Origin of the sequence: Nocardia sp. NPDC050175 (genome assembly GCF_044459885.1) — a bacterium.
Classification (GTDB): Bacteria; Actinomycetota; Actinomycetes; order Mycobacteriales; family Mycobacteriaceae; genus Nocardia.
In genome coordinates, this window is record NZ_JBITJI010000006.1 from 599,177 (window position 1) to 616,648 (window position 17,472).

At 64.4% G+C, this 17,472-nt stretch carries 5 protein-coding genes; 1 reads left to right on the forward strand and 4 read right to left on the reverse strand.

The window, feature by feature from the left end; genetic code table 11:
• Positions 1-2: 2 nt before the first annotated feature.
• On the reverse strand, positions 3-497 hold the full coding sequence (locus ACIBK2_RS23745) for a YbaB/EbfC family nucleoid-associated protein (protein WP_396969853.1): 495 nt from the start codon (positions 495-497) through the stop codon (positions 3-5).
• A gap of 40 nt (positions 498-537) precedes the next feature.
• Entirely contained in the window at positions 538-864 is a 327-nt protein-coding gene (locus ACIBK2_RS23750) for a WXG100 family type VII secretion target (protein ID WP_396969855.1), read from the reverse strand.
• A gap of 339 nt (positions 865-1,203) precedes the next feature.
• Here ACIBK2_RS23750 and ACIBK2_RS23755 point away from each other — a divergent pair, with 339 nt between their 5' ends.
• Complete coding sequence (locus ACIBK2_RS23755) at positions 1,204-1,809, forward strand: TetR/AcrR family transcriptional regulator (protein ID WP_396969857.1); 606 nt, start codon at positions 1,204-1,206, stop codon at positions 1,807-1,809.
• A 10-nt stretch (positions 1,810-1,819) separates the two neighbouring features.
• On the opposite strand, the gene ACIBK2_RS23760 is transcribed toward ACIBK2_RS23755, so the two are convergent.
• The gene (locus ACIBK2_RS23760) at positions 1,820-2,551 is read right to left on the reverse strand and encodes an SDR family NAD(P)-dependent oxidoreductase (RefSeq protein WP_396969858.1); all 732 of its coding nucleotides are present in this window, start codon (positions 2,549-2,551) and stop codon (positions 1,820-1,822) included.
• Positions 2,552-2,748: 197 nt separating this feature from the next.
• Complete coding sequence (locus tag ACIBK2_RS23765; RefSeq protein ID WP_396969860.1) at positions 2,749-16,989, reverse strand: C2 family cysteine protease; 14,241 nt, start codon at positions 16,987-16,989, stop codon at positions 2,749-2,751.
• Between the last annotated feature and the right edge of the window lie 483 nt (positions 16,990-17,472).

A 17,472-nucleotide genomic window follows, 5' to 3' on the forward strand; every position in this document is an offset into this window, starting at 1 on the left:
CCTCACTCGTCGTGGTCTCTGACCATCGACCGGCGTCCGTAGGGCTCGGCATCGCCGGAACCCGCGTCCTCGTCGTCGTATCGGCGCTCCGGCGAGTTCGGGGGCGCGATCGACACCGGCGGCGGCACCGGAATCACGGACCGGAAATCCGGCATGTCCTCGAGGAGTTCCGTCAGGTGCGGCAATCGGTCCTTGCGGGCCCGCAGCGGCGCCATCAACCGACGGCCCCGCTCGCCGACCTGCGCGGCCGCTGCCTGGACGGCCTCGGTGATAGCCGCGGCGATCTCGTCGTAGGACAGGTCGCTCACATCGTCGGCGAACCGGGTCTCGATGAGGATGCCGTCGGCATTGACGGTCACACTGATTCGCTTGTCGCATGCGGTGACCGTCGCGGTGAGCCGCGCCCGATCACGCTGGATCTTCGCGATACCCAGCATTTGTTCGGACAGCGCTTCCATCATCATCGCCGCGTCGGCCTGCAGCCGCTCATTCACCACCGGAGTTCTCCGCATCGTCGGTCGAGTCGCATTTCGTACATCACCGCGACTGCGCCCTCTCGTTCTCCTCGAAAACCGTCGCGCCGTCTCGCAGATTCTTCGCATTCTGCGCCAACACATCGACGAGCTTGGACAGGGAACCGAAGTTGTTGTCTCTATTGGCTTTGTAACCCTCAGCCCCGTCGGCGAACTTGTCCCCGGCTTTGTCGTGCCCCCAGGGTTCGCCCAGGTGACCAGTGGAATTCATGAGACTTTCCCTGATCTTCCCGACCCGGTCGGCAACCTCCTCGAACCCCGCGGCCGCATCCCGCAGTCCGTCGGGATTCAATTCGATGCGTCGATGCATTACTTCGATGCGTCGATCCATTACTCTTCCTATTCACAGAATAGAGATCAGGCCGTAAGCGACGGCTCCGGACATCATTACCGGGACGTTATGAGAGGTTCGCTTTCCTGCTGATATGCTGATCGTCAATGGGAACAATTCCGGCGGGCATCCGCCGTGGCCGGCAGGAGAGGACATCGGACGAGGCCGACATCAGCTACGCCCGCCGAGGGCACCGCGCCCAGGCACCCGGCCCGACCGGCAGGGGCCGTGGCAACCGGCCTCACAACTTGGGTTGATCACTAATCAAATGACATGACTGAGAGTAAACCAGAGCATATGGCAGACGTCAATCGAGCGCAGCGTGTCTACCGTTCCCCCGTGCGCGAGGAGGCCGCGCGCCGCACTCGCGACATCGTGGTGCGGGCCGCGGCGGAGGTGTTCGCGGAGCGCGGATACGCAGGCGCCACCATCGATCAGATCGCGACCTGCGCCAGTGTCTCCCGCCCCACCGTCTTCGCCGCAGGCAACAAGGCCCAACTGTTCGCCCTCGCCCATCAACACGTGGCCAACGACAGCGGCGCGACCGAGCCCGGCGAGACGATCGCCGAGATCCTCACGATCGCCGACCCTCGGCTACTCCTCGAGCAGTTCGCGGCCCATACCGCGGCCGTCATGCGGAGCCTGCGCCCACTGCAGGCCGTGCTCGAACAAACCGCGGGCACCGATCCCGACCTGGCGGACCTGTTGCAATCGCAGAAACTCAAGCTGCTCGAGGCCGCAGGCCGCGTCGTCGCCGCCATCGAGGCGATGGGCTCGCTGCGGCAAGACATCGAAACCAAGGCCGCGACCGATGTGCTGTGGCTACAACTGCAGCACACGAACTATCAGCGCCTGGTCGACGACCGCGGCTGGAGCCATCAGGATTTCGAACACTGGCACGCCACCGCGATGATCACCACCCTGCTCGAACCGAAACATGAATGACCGCAGCGCCTTACGCGGGTGAGGAAGACCATCGGCAACACGCGGCCGCGAGTTCGCCGTCATTCATGGTCAATACAGCGCCCTGGATGGAGGCCGCTCGCGGTGAGGCCAGGAATCGGATGGCCTCGGCCACCGCGACGGACCCACTGAGTTGCGCGGCGAGCGCGCCGCCGGGGTCCACGAAATTGACCCGCACGCCCCTCGGTCCGTACTCGGCCGTCCACAACCTGGTCAACATGACCAACGCCGAGGTCGCCGCCTGCACCACGCTCTGCCCCGCGGCCCCGGTCACCGGGCCCGAACTACCCACGTTGACGATCGCCCCCCGGCCGTGCTCGGCCATGCCCGGGGCAAACGCACCGGTCAACAGCAGCGGCACCTTCACATTCAGCGCGAAGACCGTGTCGAACACATCCTCGACCGGCCCGCAGCCCGCCTCACCGGCGTTGTTGACCAGCACCGCGACCGGAGCACCCTCGAGTAGTGCGACGGTTTCGGCGATCAACCGGCGCACGGCCGCGGAATCACCGAGATCGGCCACCACCTCCACCGCCCGCCCGCCGGTCCACTCGATCAGCTTGCGCGTCTCCTCCGCACCGGCGCCATCGCGACCGCACACCACCACCGAATAGCCGTCCTCGGCCAGCCGCAACGCGGCCTCGCGCCCGACCCCGCCCGTCGAACCGGCGACCACCGCCCAGACCTCGCGCCCGCGGCCATCCCCCGCCGTCTCGTCACTCATCCGGTGTCATCTCCTTCGCAGAGCCGCGTGGAAAGTGCCCCCAGGTTAGGATTTACTAAGAATCAACTGATTTGTCTTGGAGTAAATCAGAATGTGACGCAGCCGTCAAAAGCGAGTCATCGAACGGTTCCACGGCCAGGCGCCGCAGCTCCGCGCTATGCGCGTGTCGCGCGCCGTCGGGTCGCCGTGCAGCCTGGCTATTGCCGATCGTTGGTGTCCGGGAGCGGATTCCAGATCGGCGCGGGGCGGTCGTCGGCATCGGACGGCGCGCCGATGCGAGCATCGCCGAGAACGGCGGCACCGTTATCGGGATAATCCGCGATGGTCTGCGGGCTCCCATCTGTGCCGTACACGATCACGAGCCATGCCCGAACCTCGGGGAAGGAATGGTGTTCCAAGGGGTGATCGCCGGTCTCAGGATCGTAAACCCACAGCGCCCCGCCCCGGTTGTACATCACGACGGAACGGGCGCCGAAACCCCGCGCATCGACGCTGGCGTGCACGCCGACCACCAAACTCAACGAGCCATGACCGAACGTACGAAGCAGCCCGATGACCGGACCGAGGGTATCGACGTGTTGCAGTCGCGCCCTGGCATCGAACTCGAACTGCGGACCGGTCATACCGAACAATCCAACCGACCCCCCCGACAACCGAATCCGAGCACCCGGATTCAGACGAGCGACAAATTCGAGAGCCAGCGTTCCACAGTCCCCCCGCGACATTCTGACCGGACTACCGACACGCGGACCCGAATCGGAAATCACCGGACCGACCGGCCCCGAGCCCGGAGTATCTCCCGGGTGAACGCTACTGCCGTCGCCTGGCCCTTCGTCCACCACGCGCATGCGGGACGGCAGAGGCGGCGCCCTCCACTGCTGGGCGCCACCGGAGTTCCGGAACTCGGCGAGAGCCTCGGGACCGAGCCGCCCCTCGAGACTGCTTGCGAGCGCTATGAAAGTCTGCCCGAAGTTCTTCCGCCCACGCTCGTCGCGTATCCACTTGTCACTGGAAATCCCGACCCGCGCCAATATCGACATCATGGAACGCCGCACCGTTTTACTCGATACCGCGAGAGCGGTGCCAACCTCTTGGTAGAAGTCAACATTGCTTACACGGCGACCCGGCCTACGGAAAGCATAGTCGAAAACGTCTATATCCAGCTTGCTCAACCACAATGGGAGCCCATCGAGTGTTTCTTGGTTGATCGACTCCCGGTAGCTCTCGATAAACGCCTCGCGTAGCCGCATCTCCCCATCTCGGGCCTGGCTTGTGATTCCTGCCGAAGCGTAGAGGGACTTGACACGGGAGGAGACTCCCGCAGCAGACAGATGAGGGAACCCATTCTGGCCGAGGAGTTCCCGAATTTCCCCATTCGTGTAGCCTTTGGCGACACCGTGAATTACCCAATACTCCTCGTCGAGAACGCCGTCGAGCCGGCCGACGGCACCGGTCGACGGCAGCGCGCTGAAGCCCCGTGCGCCGACCGGATTCGTGACCGCAGTGTCGCGGCCGGCGCGCTGTGAATGTTGTTGTGCCGTGCTGGCGTCGGACGCTCGCGGTTCGGGACGGCGGAGTTCGCGGTCGAATTCCTCGAGTGCGTCCGGGGTCAGGATCTCGGAGGTCTCGATGGTCACCGGCGTCGGCGTGCCGGACTGCCCGCGCGGCGGAGCCCTCGACGCGTTCAAGGCGATGCGAACCTCCTGCTCGCGCAACGGGGTTCGGCCCAGCGCCGGATCGAATACCTGCCAGCCGGGGGTACCTCCTTGGACGGTGTAGACGAGGTTGGCGACATACCGTTGCACGGGCACCTCATGACGCGAGCCGTCCGGCAGGGTGCGGGTTATCCGCATGCCCTCGCCGCTGACGGTGATCCGGCGCGGGTGAGCGCCCCACCGGACCAGTGCCAACGCCATCAGGTGCGCTCGCTCGGCGGACCCGGCGTCGAGCTGAGCCTGGGCGCCCGTCCGATTCTCGAATGGCATGTCGCCGAGGGTCCGGATCCAGTCCAGCGCCGTGTCCTCCAGGACCGGGGTCGGTACCGCATCCGGCTCCCCCGCCGCGACCTTCGCCGACGGTTCGGCGAAGACGTGGTCGATGTAGTCGTGCTCGTCGGGAAACGCGCGGCGCAGGTCCGCGATCAGCTCACGCCCCCCTGGTTGCTGCCGGTAGGCGTCCCGCACGGCCCACAGCGTCGGCAGGTCCCGATCCAGCCGCGCCGTCAGCGCGAGCGCAGCCTCGGCCCGGGTCTCGTTCCACACCGCCCGCGCGTACTGCTCCACCTGCGGCAATTGCTCCGGCGCCGCACCCGGTCGAACGGCGACGGAGGGCGGAGCGGGTGCGTCGGCAGGCAATTCCTCCGCCGGTTCCCAGCCAAGCAGGCGCGCCATCCGCAACGCTTGCGTTTCGGGAAAACGCTTCTGCGCCACGGCTTCTCGGACGATGTCCCGCAGGGTCCCACCGAACGCCGCTTCCAGTGGGCGCGCGTCCTGTGCGGCGTTGGTGTGCCGCAGGATGGTCAGCACCTGGGCGAAGTCGACCGGACCGGGCCCACCCAGCACGGCGCTCAGGGCGCGCGCATACGGACTGATGATGTCGGCGACCGACCGGGCCGCCGCCGCAGGACCGCTGAGCGATCGATCGGCGCCGGGGAAGTCGTTGTCGCGGAGGAGGGATCCGGCCGTGCGGTTCGAGGTGGGCGCGCCGGTCTCCGGCTTCGGCCCGTCGTTCGACGGCGGTATGGGCGAGTCCCCGAAGGCGAAGCGGGTGCCGGCGCCGCGGATCGACAGGAGGCAGAACTTGGTCAGGTGCGCGGCGTCGAGGGTGAGCGTGCCGCCTGAGCCGTAGGTGAGTCCGTCCATCTTCTGCGGCACATTCGGGTTCGAATCGTGCGGGTTCTCCAGCACGAGATCGAGACCGCCGTCGACGCGGGGACGCACGTCCGAGACCGAATAAGCATGTGTTTCCACCAGTCCCGGATTCTCGTCACCGAACTTGCGGGTGCTCAGGATGATGGTGTCACCGCGACCACGGAGGAACCGGAACAGATCGGCGAAGTGTCGCAGGACAACGGAACTCGTCAGGGTCTCCCGAGGATCTCCGACCTGCTCGAGGTAATCGAGCACGGCAGCGATCTCCTTGCGCCACTGTGTCCGCTCGTCGGGCTGTAGATGGTAGTTCAGGAAATTCCGGAATAGTTCTACCGGCTCTACAGCATCACCTGATGCTCTGACATTGATCATCCATTTCGGCTCCAGTTCGCCGAGCCGCCGCGCGAAGTCGAAGACGGAATCCCGGTCCGCATCGTCGCCGACCTGCTCGACCACCAGTTCGTACAGCGTGTCGACACCGAACCGCATCGGATGCAGGAACGTCTGCAGGTCCAGGGCACTCACCGGCTGGTGCACGGTTCCGGAGTCGTACGCCTTGTACGGCGGCAGCAGTTCCCGCATCGTCCTCCCGGGGTATTCGCCTTTGATCGCCGCGAAACCGCCCCTGCGCCTCGACGCGTATCCCTTCTCGGCCAGCGCGGGCCATAATGCGCGCCTCGCGTCATGAGCGGCATAGATCATGCACCCGTCTGCGTCGGCGTAGAACTTCCTGTTCACTCGCACCCACCGCGGGGCACCCCAGCTGGTGAAGGACCGCACAAGGACGGTGCCGTCCCGGTATAGCGAGAACATGGCACGGACCTCTGGCGGGGATTCCTTGGAAATGATCTCCAATGGCGCCAGCAAATGACAGTCCCCGAGACTGCCCTGTGCCACGTCCTCCGGCACGGGTCCGGCCTCGCCGAACACGGGGCCGGACGCTGTCTGGATCGTGTAACCGATCTTCTGCAGCGCCCCCTCCGTAATCTGCGTATCCCCGCCCAGTAGCAGCTCGCCCCCGTTTCCGACATCCAACGATATCGACGAGTCAGCCGGAATATGCGTACGACCGGAATTCGACAGCATCAGCCGCAACCCCAGGAACTTGTATGCGGCAGTCGCCGGCGACCAGGAGGCCGGTGTCGTCCAGTGATACCGGTCCTTGCTGTCCGAACCGAACACAGTCAGCTCGCCAAGCAGGTCACGGTGCACCACATGGACCGGGGACACCGGATCCGCACCGATCATCACCTCGAGCAAAGTCGGATCCTGCGGGTGTTCGGTGCCGTGCAGCGTGTCACCCGGCCGGACACTCAGCACCCCACCGTCTACGTCCACGATGGTCAACCGGTCGCGCGGCACCGCGATCTCCGTACTCGGCATCGGCCGGATCGGTGGCGGCTGGATCGGCTCGCCGAACGGCCGCGCCGACACCGTCAGATCGGACCCGATATCGAATCCCAGCATCGCGAACGCCTTCTGCGCCAACGGCGCCCACATCGGCTCGCCGTCGGTATGCCCCGCGTGCATCGGCGATCCCGACGAGTCGTGCAGCAGGCGCCGATCCACCGGCACCACGAACGGCACGCCATCGATGAAGAACCGCACCTCCACCGTCCCATCGGGCAACTCGCGGAACATCTCCACCAGCCCGTGCGGATCCAGTGTGGCGAGCCTGCCGAGATTCGTCATGAGCCCGCTATAGTCCCCCCACGCTCCTTCCCGCGCATCCGACTCGCTCGGCAGCGCCGAGAACAACGGACCCTTGTGCTCGACCATCACCTGGGCGGCCGCCGATCCACCCATGCCCAACGCCAGCACAGCCTCCCGTGGAATCACGACCCGCGAGAACAGCGCGGGCCTATCCGCCCTCGGTCCCACGGCGAGCGAAACCAACGACTCGATCCGCACCGAGCCATTCGATTGCCGCCACGTCGGCACCAAGTCGCCGACACCCAGTTGCACCGCCTTCTTCACATCCGAGTCGTAGAACACCAACCGGGTGGCGGGCCGCTCCCCCCTCGTCAGGCTCTTCCACCCGCCGCTCTCCCCGTCCTGGATCCAGTCGAGGTGAGCGAGCAGTTCCCCGTGTACTCGATACGGCACATCGGGATTCGAACTCAACCGGATCCGAGCATTGCCGTTCACCTCGTGCCCGTCCCACAGCACGCTGTCCCCCGGCCCGATCACCACCGCCCCGTTCCGGGCGATCAGCACCGTATTCCCCGTATCCCCGATCGTGTCCACCTGCTCCACCGCCAGCTTCCACGGTGCCGCAGGGGAATCCGTCCTACCCTCGGCAATCGCCGGCGGGGGCTTCTTGCGCCGTTCGTACTCGGTCAGTCCGGGCACCGAGCCTTCGTCCTCGGGGAAGTCCTCCGGTTCGGCAGCGGAACGTGATCCGGCAGCGTGGTCGTCATCGTCGGCCGCATCCCGATCCGTCGGTAGGGAGATCGCCGGGGCGTCGGCCTGCGAGACCGGTTCGCGGCCGGAATCGATTGCGGCAGACCGCGGGGCATGCGCTGCGCTGCCGTCGAACTCCTCGAGGGTGCCGTGCAGTCGGCGGGCCTCCGGTGATCCCGGACCGTACGAAGCGCCGCCGTCGTGGGCGTGTGCGGGGAGGGCAGCGGCTGCGGTGCCGGACAGGTTCAGGTGTGGTCGGTCGGGGTCGATGCCGTTGACGCGGAACCGGTTCAGCACTTCCCCGTGGAAGCCCTCGATGTTTCCGCCCCGATGCACGCCCAACGCCGAGAAGATAATTCGGGCCCGTGACCAGCCGAAACTCTCCTGCGGGCGTTCGGCGGCGAAGCCGACACCAGCCAGTACCTGTTCGGTCATAGGCGGGACGTCCCACAGGAAGGAGTCGGCATCAGTGCTCTGCACGTCCCGCAGCCACTCGATCACCCGGTGTACCGCTTCCTGGTCCCGCAAGTAAATGACCAGACCATCCACCCGGCGCTCCAGCGGGCCGGCCACCTTCGCCGCGTACACCCCCGGGAACCGGTCGGGGTCATCGATCACCTCGCGCACGACCCGGGCCGTCACCCCGGGCCGAGCAGAGCCGGAGGTATTCACATAAACCTTGAAACCGATCTCCTCCCCGCGCATGCCACCGAGTGCCTGCACCCGGTTGTACTGAACGAATGGGATGTCTTCGTACGTCCAGTGGTCGGCATCGTCCGCCGTGAGCACACGGTCGTAGCCCGGCACGATGGCCTCCCGAGCAGGTCCGGGTGCGCGGCTATCGAGGATTTCCATGAGCGCGTCGAGGTAGACGTACTCAACCTCAGCCCGCTCGCCGGCCCCACGGTCGGAGTACAAGTCATAGATCTCGTCCGCGCTGTGGATCGACTCGCGAATATTCCAGATGTCTCGCAGGAAGCTATCGAGGTTTTCCCTCGATACCGTCGGGCGCGCCGGCGAGCGCAAGGCGCCTTCGGACATCTCGCCGGTGCGACCTGGTGTGTCGGTGAGAGGCAGGTGCCGACCATAGGGCAGACCGGAACGGACCGCGGTGCGGGACACTGGGGCGGCCGGGTTCGGGTTGCCGGGCCTGTCCGTGATACCGGGCTCGGTGGTGGTGCGGCTGGATACGGCAGTGCGGGGGAGGCCGATCCGGGTGTGCGGGATGGCGGGTTCGACGTGGGCGTACAGGACGGTGAGGTCGGGGTTGCTCTGGTCGAATCCGGTGATCCGGTAGCTCGTGTCACGGGCGAGCAGGAGTTCGTTCTGATGTGGGAAGTAGCCGTCCTCGCCGATGTAGACCCCGCGCGCGCCGGGCGGAACAGTAAGGATGAGAAGGTATTCGATCTGTCCCTCGATATCGGCCGGCTCCGCGGTGAGTGACGTGGACGGGTAGGCGGGGTCCTGTTGCCGGACGTTGAGCACCAATCCGAGGTCTCGCTGTCCGTTCAGGGTGTTGCCGTGCTCGTCGATGGCCATGAAGTCGATGTGGTCGAGGGCGCGCAGCACGCGGATCGGTTCGGTCAGTGGCAGTGGATGGTTGGCCGCCTCGTCGAGTAGCGCGACATGCATGCGGAAGGTGTCGGCGTTGAACGGGACGCGGAAGTGTTCCTGATAGTGATCGTTGATCCTGCGGTATTCGTCGGCGTCGTCTCGGATCTGCTGCCAGTAGGCGTCCGGATCCGGATCGCCGAGGATGCGGTCGAGGGCTCGCAGCTCGCGTGCTTGTGCTGGAGTGGGGTTGTCGATGCTGCTAAGGGTGGAACGATGCGCTATGACTGCGTCGAGATCGGGATCGGTGCCGAGCGCGTGGAAGACTCGGCCTTCGATTTCGTTGCTGCCATGGAGTTCTGCCCAGAGTTGGTCGAATGCTTCTGGTGTGCGTAGTCGCAGGAATCGGTTGGGTACCTGCCATTCCTCGTGTGCGCGCAGGGCTGTGCGGACGCGATCGCGGAGGTTGTCCCAGATACGTAGGTGGTGGAAGCCGTAATCGGCGCCGGCGTCGTCGGTGTCGAAGACACGCACGCCGTTTTCATCGATACGACCCTTGTCGTGAACGCCGTAGGGCCTGCCGACGACACCTGTCGGCGGTGGCGCGCTGGGGCCGCCGAACAATTCACGCAGCGAATCCTGCTCGGGGGCGTCCAGCAGAGCGGGTACTCGCTCGACGGGCTCGTCGAAGAGGGTACGCAGCACATTGTCTTCGGCACCGTCGAGCGGCCGGTCCACCCGCTCCGGTCGGTACAAACCGTACGCCCCGGGACCACTCATCCCGATCGCGCTGAATTTCGCCACGTGCTCGAAGTCGACCGCGATGATGCCACCGCGACGCATGTCGGTTGGATCCGGCGGATCCTCGCGGTCGGGGTCGGGGATCCAATCGGCATCACCCCGCCGCTTGATGTACTTGCGGCCACCCCGGCTCGTCGAGAATTCCGTGCCATCTTTCGTGCTGCGGTATCTCTTGCCGTCGGCATCGGTGCGGTGGAACGTCTTGTCCTTGGCGGTGTAGATGCGGCTGTTTCCGGCGAGCCCGTAAACGGCACCGTCGGGACCCGGATCGATGCGGTATTGCTTGCGGTTGGCCCGAGAACCTTTGGTGATATATCGGGTGCCGTCCTGCGACGTCCGGTCAACTCTTCCTTCCCCGCTGTAATCGATGCCACGGGGGTCCAGACGATTTTCGATACCCGCGATCGGAACGAGGTGCGCGTGAAGGTCGTGTGGATTCTCCAACAGCATGCGCACCGGTGTGCCGGTCGAATCGCACTCAATCCTCAGAAACGTGTAAGCGTGACCCGGAACCAGGCCCGCTACCGGATTCCCGTTATCCGCCGGCCAAGAATGTGTCGCGATTGTCAGCCTGGTACCGCGTCGGTGCGCCCACTCCAGCATTCGACCGATCGCTCGAGCCGCTACCATGGATTGGGCGGACAGCAGTCTGTCCTGCGCCTGCCCGCCGTATGTCTCCTGGAAATATCTTGTCAGAGCATCCTTTTCGCGCTCCCATCGGTTCGGGTGGAGACGGTCCAAGAAGCGACGGAAACCAGTGGGAGACGCGGGATCTTCGGTGCGCAGGAACTCTTGCCAGGCGTTGTCCAACGCAACTTGATCGCCCCGGTGCACACGTTGGAGACGCTTCCACCCCGCGTCTCGCGGCGCGCACCACTCATCGTAGGTCTCGGCGAAAGCGCGAGAGAACTCTATATCCGGCTCGGAACTCCCCTGGTCTCGAAGGACGTGAGCGCTGACCAATTCGTGCAGCGTGGCGAGATCGAACCTGAACGGATTCAATATTTCAATATTGTGCACAGCGTGGACCGGTTGCCGGAGGTATCCCCCCGGAGCCAGATGGAAGCCCTTGCCGAAACGTGACGCAGCCAGGGCGAGTGGGGCCGAATGCACCACCAGGTAACCGTCGGCGCCGCCGAAGAATTGGGCATAGGCCTTCTCGATCATGGTGGCCCACAACGGTTCCCCAGGCGAATGACGGATGAAGTATCCGGTCTCCGTGCCCGGTTCGACATAGATCAGCTTCTCCGCTCGCACCCACACCGGCCGAGTATTGCCGTCGTTGTTGGGAAGCAGACGGACGAACACGGTGCCGTCACCGTTGTCGTGCAACATCTCCTCAATCGCCTGCGGATCATGTTCGGCAAGCCATTTGAGATCGGCCAGCAGCGAGCAATTGCCGGCCAGACCCTGCCCGACGTCGCCCGGCTTGGGCCCATCCGGCCCGTACATCGGATCATGCCACCGGCGCGCGAGAGCGGGTAGCGCCGGAAGCACATCGTGCGGAGCGTTGATACGGACGAATCCGTCCCAGTGGGGCATCTTCACCCACCGCCACGGCCAGGACCCGTGCTTCACCACCAGCTGACTACCGTAGTCGAGCGGTTCCACGATCGGGTTGTTCCCAGCGTCAAAAGCGAGGAATCGAGCCTGACCACCCGGCACATCCCAGCTGAGCAGGCCGATGCTGCCACCGCTCGGATCACGCTCGAGTTTGAAATCCCAGGCCAGATTCTCATGAACGTATCGAATCGGCTCGTTCGGCGGCATGATCGTGTAGTAGCCGGGTCCGTTGCCGTGGCGGACCAATTCCGCCGGGACCTTCTCGCCCTTGGCACCCAACCGCTCCACTCTGCCGTGCGCATCGACCAGGGTGAGCAGGTTCGGGCCGGCGGGGCGGGGCAGCCGCATCGGCACGCCAGGAGTCGGCATGGCCCGCTCCCGCTGCGCGTCGGTCAGCTTCGGCAACCAGTGCCAGCGCCGCAATCGCGGCGGATGCAGGTTGGCCTGGGTGAAACGCTGCCGACGGATTCGGGTCGGACCGCCGAGCTCGACCTCCTGCTGCTGCCCCAGGCCGGGTTCGAGGCCCGGATGGGTGTAACGCGAATCCATCGGAACGGTGGTGCGCAGAGCCGGGAAATCGGTCAGCAGACGGAGCTGCTCGGCACGGGTGAGATTGTAAAAATCCAGTTTGTTCCACCAACTTTCACCGACATCCCGCCACCACGTCTTCGACGTGCCGAGGCCGGCAGGCGGCCGCCGCCGCCGCGAATCATCCGCGCGATCTACGTCACCACCGCTTGGTGGCGACACATGCAGAGCGGTCGATGTCGGCGCAGCGATGGGACGCTCGGGTCCGTCGTTCGCATCCCGATGCGCCGGGCGACCGATCGGGGCACCCGTGCCGCCCTGGTCGGAGTAGTCGGGCACGTCCTCGTATGCGGCGCGCCCGGCTGGGCCGATCAAGGTGATGCCGCTGAATTTCACTAGGTGCTTGAAATCCACGAAGAGAATGCCGCCTCGGCGTGGGATGGTGATGTCGTCGGGTGGGTCGTCACGAGTGTCGGGTGACCAGTCGGTGTCGTGGCGTTGTTTGCGTTCTTTGGTGCCGTCGGGCAGGGTGCGGTATTCGGTCCCGTTGCTTGTGCGCCAGTATCTTTCGCTGGTGGGATAGCGTTCGTGGCGGGTGCCATCGGAAGTTTCGCGGTAGGTGGTGGCTTCGCGGGTGATGCCGTATTCGGTGAAGCCGTTTCCGGTCGTGTCGGGGTCTCGACGATAGACGGTGCCGTTGGTGTAGGTGCCGTAGACGGTGCCGTCGGTGGTGGTGCGGTGGCTGCCGTTCTTATCGGTGATGTAGTCGACCGTGCCGCGGGGTGCGGGGTCGAGCCGGTATTCGATGCCGGCGTCCGGAAGGAGATAGGGGCCGTGGTGGTCCCACGGGCTCTCCAGCAGGATCCCGCGGGGTTCGGTGCCGATGACTCGATAGGAATGGCCACCGACCAATCCCGGCACCGCGGTGATGCTTTCGAAGTCCGGCCCCAACCCGTTCATGCCGAGTATGACGGTGGTGTCGCGTTCGTGTGCGTAACGGATCAGTTCGCTGATCGCCCGGCCGACGATATCCAGATAGGGGGCGGCGAGGAGCCGATGCTCGGCCGGGCCCTGGAAGACGGTGTCGAAGTATGTTGCGAGAGTGTCTTTTTCGGCGTCCCATCGATTCGGGAACTGCTCGTCGAGGTACGTTCGGAAGCCCGGTGGCGACCCGATGGACTCCGAATTCATGAAACGATCCATGGCTTCGCCGACTTCGTCCATGTCACCGTTATGGATGTCGACGAGATGCTCCCACATCTTCTCGTTGCGCGTCTTCGCCTCGCGCACGAAGTTGGGGAAGGTATCGGCGAGGTTGCGGGAGAACTCGAGGTCGCCGCCCACCACGGCATGCAGGGTGTTGATATCGAACCGGAGCGGATTAAGGAACGACGCGCCATCGACATTGGCGATCGGTTGCTGCCGCCAGCCTTCCGGGGCGCGGTAGAAGCCGGGGCTGAGGTGCTCCCCAGCCTGGCGGGCATAACCCTCCTTGGCGAAGATGAGGTGTCCGTTGCCCTCGCCGAATTGCAGTGCCCAGGCATTGACGATCATGCTGGGCCACTGCGGGTCTCCGGGTTCGTGCCCGATGATGTGCCCGCTGGTGGTGCCGGGTGTCTGGAAGTAGCCGAGTAGGACGCGCTGCCATTTCCATGTCCATTTTCCGTCGACCTCGACCTTGAGCAGGACCGCGCCGGTCCCATCGCCATAGTTGTGAATGATGGCGTGGATCATCTGCTGGTGGCGGTCGGCTCGATCCTTGAGCGGTGCGACCAGCCAGCAGATGACGCCGAGCGTCTGGCGCGCGTCCTGCGAGCGCGCTCCGCCTTCGGCGAATATCGGGTCGTCGGGGCGAGCGACGAATCTCGGAAACTCGGGCAGAACACTGGTGGGTGCGTTGACACGGAACCACTTGGGACCCTCGTCGCTCCTTATCCACCGCCATGGGCCGTCTCCGGGTTTCCCGACGAGGCGGTCCCCGTAGAACATCTGCATATGTGCCAGCCCGGTCTCGTCGAAGGCGTAGCACCGCACTAGACCGTCGGGCAGGTCCCAGCTCAACGTACCGAGGCGGCCGTCCGGATCGCCCGGATCGACATCGAAATCGAAATCGGCCGCCAGCTCCACGGGGATGCGCTGCTTTCCCCGGACCGGATCGTCGAATTCGTAGTAGTCGTGCCCGTCCCGGTCGGCCATAACCACCTGTTCGTTGCCGTGGGTGGGCAGGTCGGTCACGTCGCCGTTGTAGTCGACGAGGGTGGAGATCTCACCATCCCAGCGTTTCGGGCGCAGGAGTGTCGCCGGTACGACCGGGATCAGTTCCTGTCTCTGCGCGTCGGACAGGTTTTCCAGGCGTTCGTGATCTGCCAGTGGGGCGGGCCTTTCCAACCACTTCTCGTCGAAATGTGTTCGCGGGACGGTGACCCCGGGGATTCCAGCCCTTTCCAGTTGCTTCAGCAGCTCCTCGAGGAGTTCGACCTTCCACGGGTTATTCCGGCGTTCGGCCTCTTCCAGCTGCTCCAGAAGTTCGGCCTTTGCCGGTTTCTCCAGGAGGTTACCGAAGTACGTGTCGCCCTCGCGCGGCTCGAATGCCGCGGCATGATCGGCGGGAGTCTCGATGCCGTGTGCTCGCACCAGCGTGACACGTTCTACGCCCATAGCCGTGTGTTCGGCGAGAAGGTGGTCCCAGAAGTCTTCGATGGTGTGCTGTGTTCCATTGGCCAGTACTGAACGACTATCGGACTGATCGGTCCGTCGATTCGTTCCGGTGGGTTGCCGGTCATCGTCGGAATGCAGTTCTACGTGTTGGTTTCTGAAGGTGGCGCGTATGTCTCCGGTCGAGGCGTGTAGATACAGCTCTGTCCCGATCGGATATTCGGCGCCGAACTGCTTCGACAGGAACTTGGTGATGTCGAAGTTGCGGGATGCGTGAACTATGTCGCCGAGGAAGGAGACGTTGCGGTTCAGTACGCGGTCTATCGCGTCGGCGTCCGGTGCGACCGGAATGCTCTGCAGTTCTTGGCTCAGTGAAAGGAGCGACGTGTTTATTGTGTCGAGGTCGAGTGCGGCATACCAGCGTCGCACCGCTTCGGCCTCGGGTGTGGCGTTATGGTGTAGCGCTTCGTGTATGGAGTCGACGATCGCGGTGTGGACCGAATCGAGTCCCTTCGCGTAGCGACTGCTCATGACGCTGTTGTCGAGTAGCACAGTGGGTGCGAGTTCGGGGTTCTCGAAGACTTTCCCCCAGCCGTGACGAGGCGGAGCCTGCGGGTCGGCTTGGAAGTCGTTTTTCCGGTCGTAGCGGAATCCCGTGACGTCGATGTTGACGACTTTGTTCCGGTCGTAATCGCCGCGGACGACCAGCATGTTGTCCGGGCCGAGGTCGGCGGACTCCCCCAGGGTCAGTCTGGTCAGCAGTGCCGCGAACAGGCCGTCCAATCCCTTTTCTCGTAGCGTGGCGGTCAGTGCCTGTTGGCTCGCGCGAAGGTTATCGGGGTCATTGATCTGCGAGACGATATTCTGTGCGCGTGTGAGGTCGTCCGATTCCACCGGTGTTCCGGCGGCGGCTTCCTTGATCAGCGCAGCAGCATGCTTCGCGTCCGTGAGCGATACATCGGGTGGAAGAAAGTGCCGGGTCAGGAAGACGTCGAGCGGCGTGGCGTCCGGGATGAGCCGGGATCCGATCAAGATGTTGTCGGGCAGGACCAGCAGGGACGAGTCCGGAATATGCTCCGCGGCGAGGTAGGTGCTTTGCATGGCGTTGACCAGGTGTTGTGCCGCAGCCACGTTGATGACGTCGAAAACAACCGGTATGCCGAGCGCGGTTCGCAATCCAAGGTCGGCGGCCAGGGTTGCGTGGATATCGCTGACGTCGCCGATACTCAGTTCACCCGTTTTCGCCTTGCTGACCAGGCTTTGACCTTTATCTGTGCGGATAAAGTCACCGAAAGCATCGGTCAGTGCTTGCTTCCGTTCGGCTTTCTCGCCGCTGTTGGTAAGCCGGACCGAATCATTGACGATGTAGCCGAGGAGTTTGTTCGCTTTGTCGATCCGGCCGTGCGCGTAATGGTCGACGGCTTGGCCGAGCTGGCTTCGTGAGATTCCGGTCTTGACGAGGTGTTCTTCGCCGCCGATCCTTCCGATCATTCCTACGTCACTGCCACCCAATGCCTTCTTCGACCGCGAGAAGACCACGCCATCGGTGGCTGCCTGCGGTGTCGGCCGAGCGTCATCCGTACCGTCGTCGGTCGACAGGAACGACAGCTTCCTGATAATCGAGGACATGTCCGGGGTGGAGTTCGTGATGCTGTCGGGTCGATCGGTGAAGGCGTCGTTCCGGTTGTTCGCGCCGATCCGCACGTTGCCGAGAACCTGGATGCCATGAGTACCGCCGACGATCTGCGGGGAACCGTCCGAGGCATACACCACGCCAAGAACCGCACCCCCATCAATCGAAGGATGCTCACCCACCGGGTAGCGACGCCCGGTAGCCGGATCGTATACGAATACCGTCCCGCCCTGATTCTCGAAGACAACAGCATGCGCACCGATCCCGAATACATCGGCGGGGTTGTCGCGGATGTCGATGAAACTGTTATAGACATCGACGACGACAGAGATTGCGCCATCACCGAGTCGCTCGAGATGTCGGGTGATGTCGGAGTGGCTGTTGAAGGTCCGCAACTCGGTGCCGGCATAGTGTTCGAATTGTTGGCCGCTCATCCCGCCGAGTCCAACAGTATCCTCGGTTGGCCGGGTGATCGGAGCTTCGGGGTTCCGGTCGGCCGTGTAGTTCACAGCCGAGACCGCGCAACTCGCAGGACCCATGTACTCGTCGACGTCATCGATCGCCGGTGGAGCCGAAGGCCACGCCCCACTGCCATCCCGAGACGAAGACGCCCCCACCACGTCAGCAGCGGCCTCGGCATAGAAATGTTGCTGCAAGTCGCGGTCCACCGCAGCGAGCATCTCAGCATAGAACGGATCCAGCGCCGGGCTATCGGATGCACTACCACCCGCTTGCGCGTGAGATTCCGCGGCCGCCGCCGCGGACGACCCGTCTCCTGCCCGGCGGTTCCGGAAATCGTGGATCCTCGTTCTGTTCAGACGTCCCTGCCGTATCAACTCTGGAATGCGCGCCACTACAGCCTCCCTGAAATCACCCTCCATCGACCGACCACCAACAGCCTCCGGTGCCTCGTACGT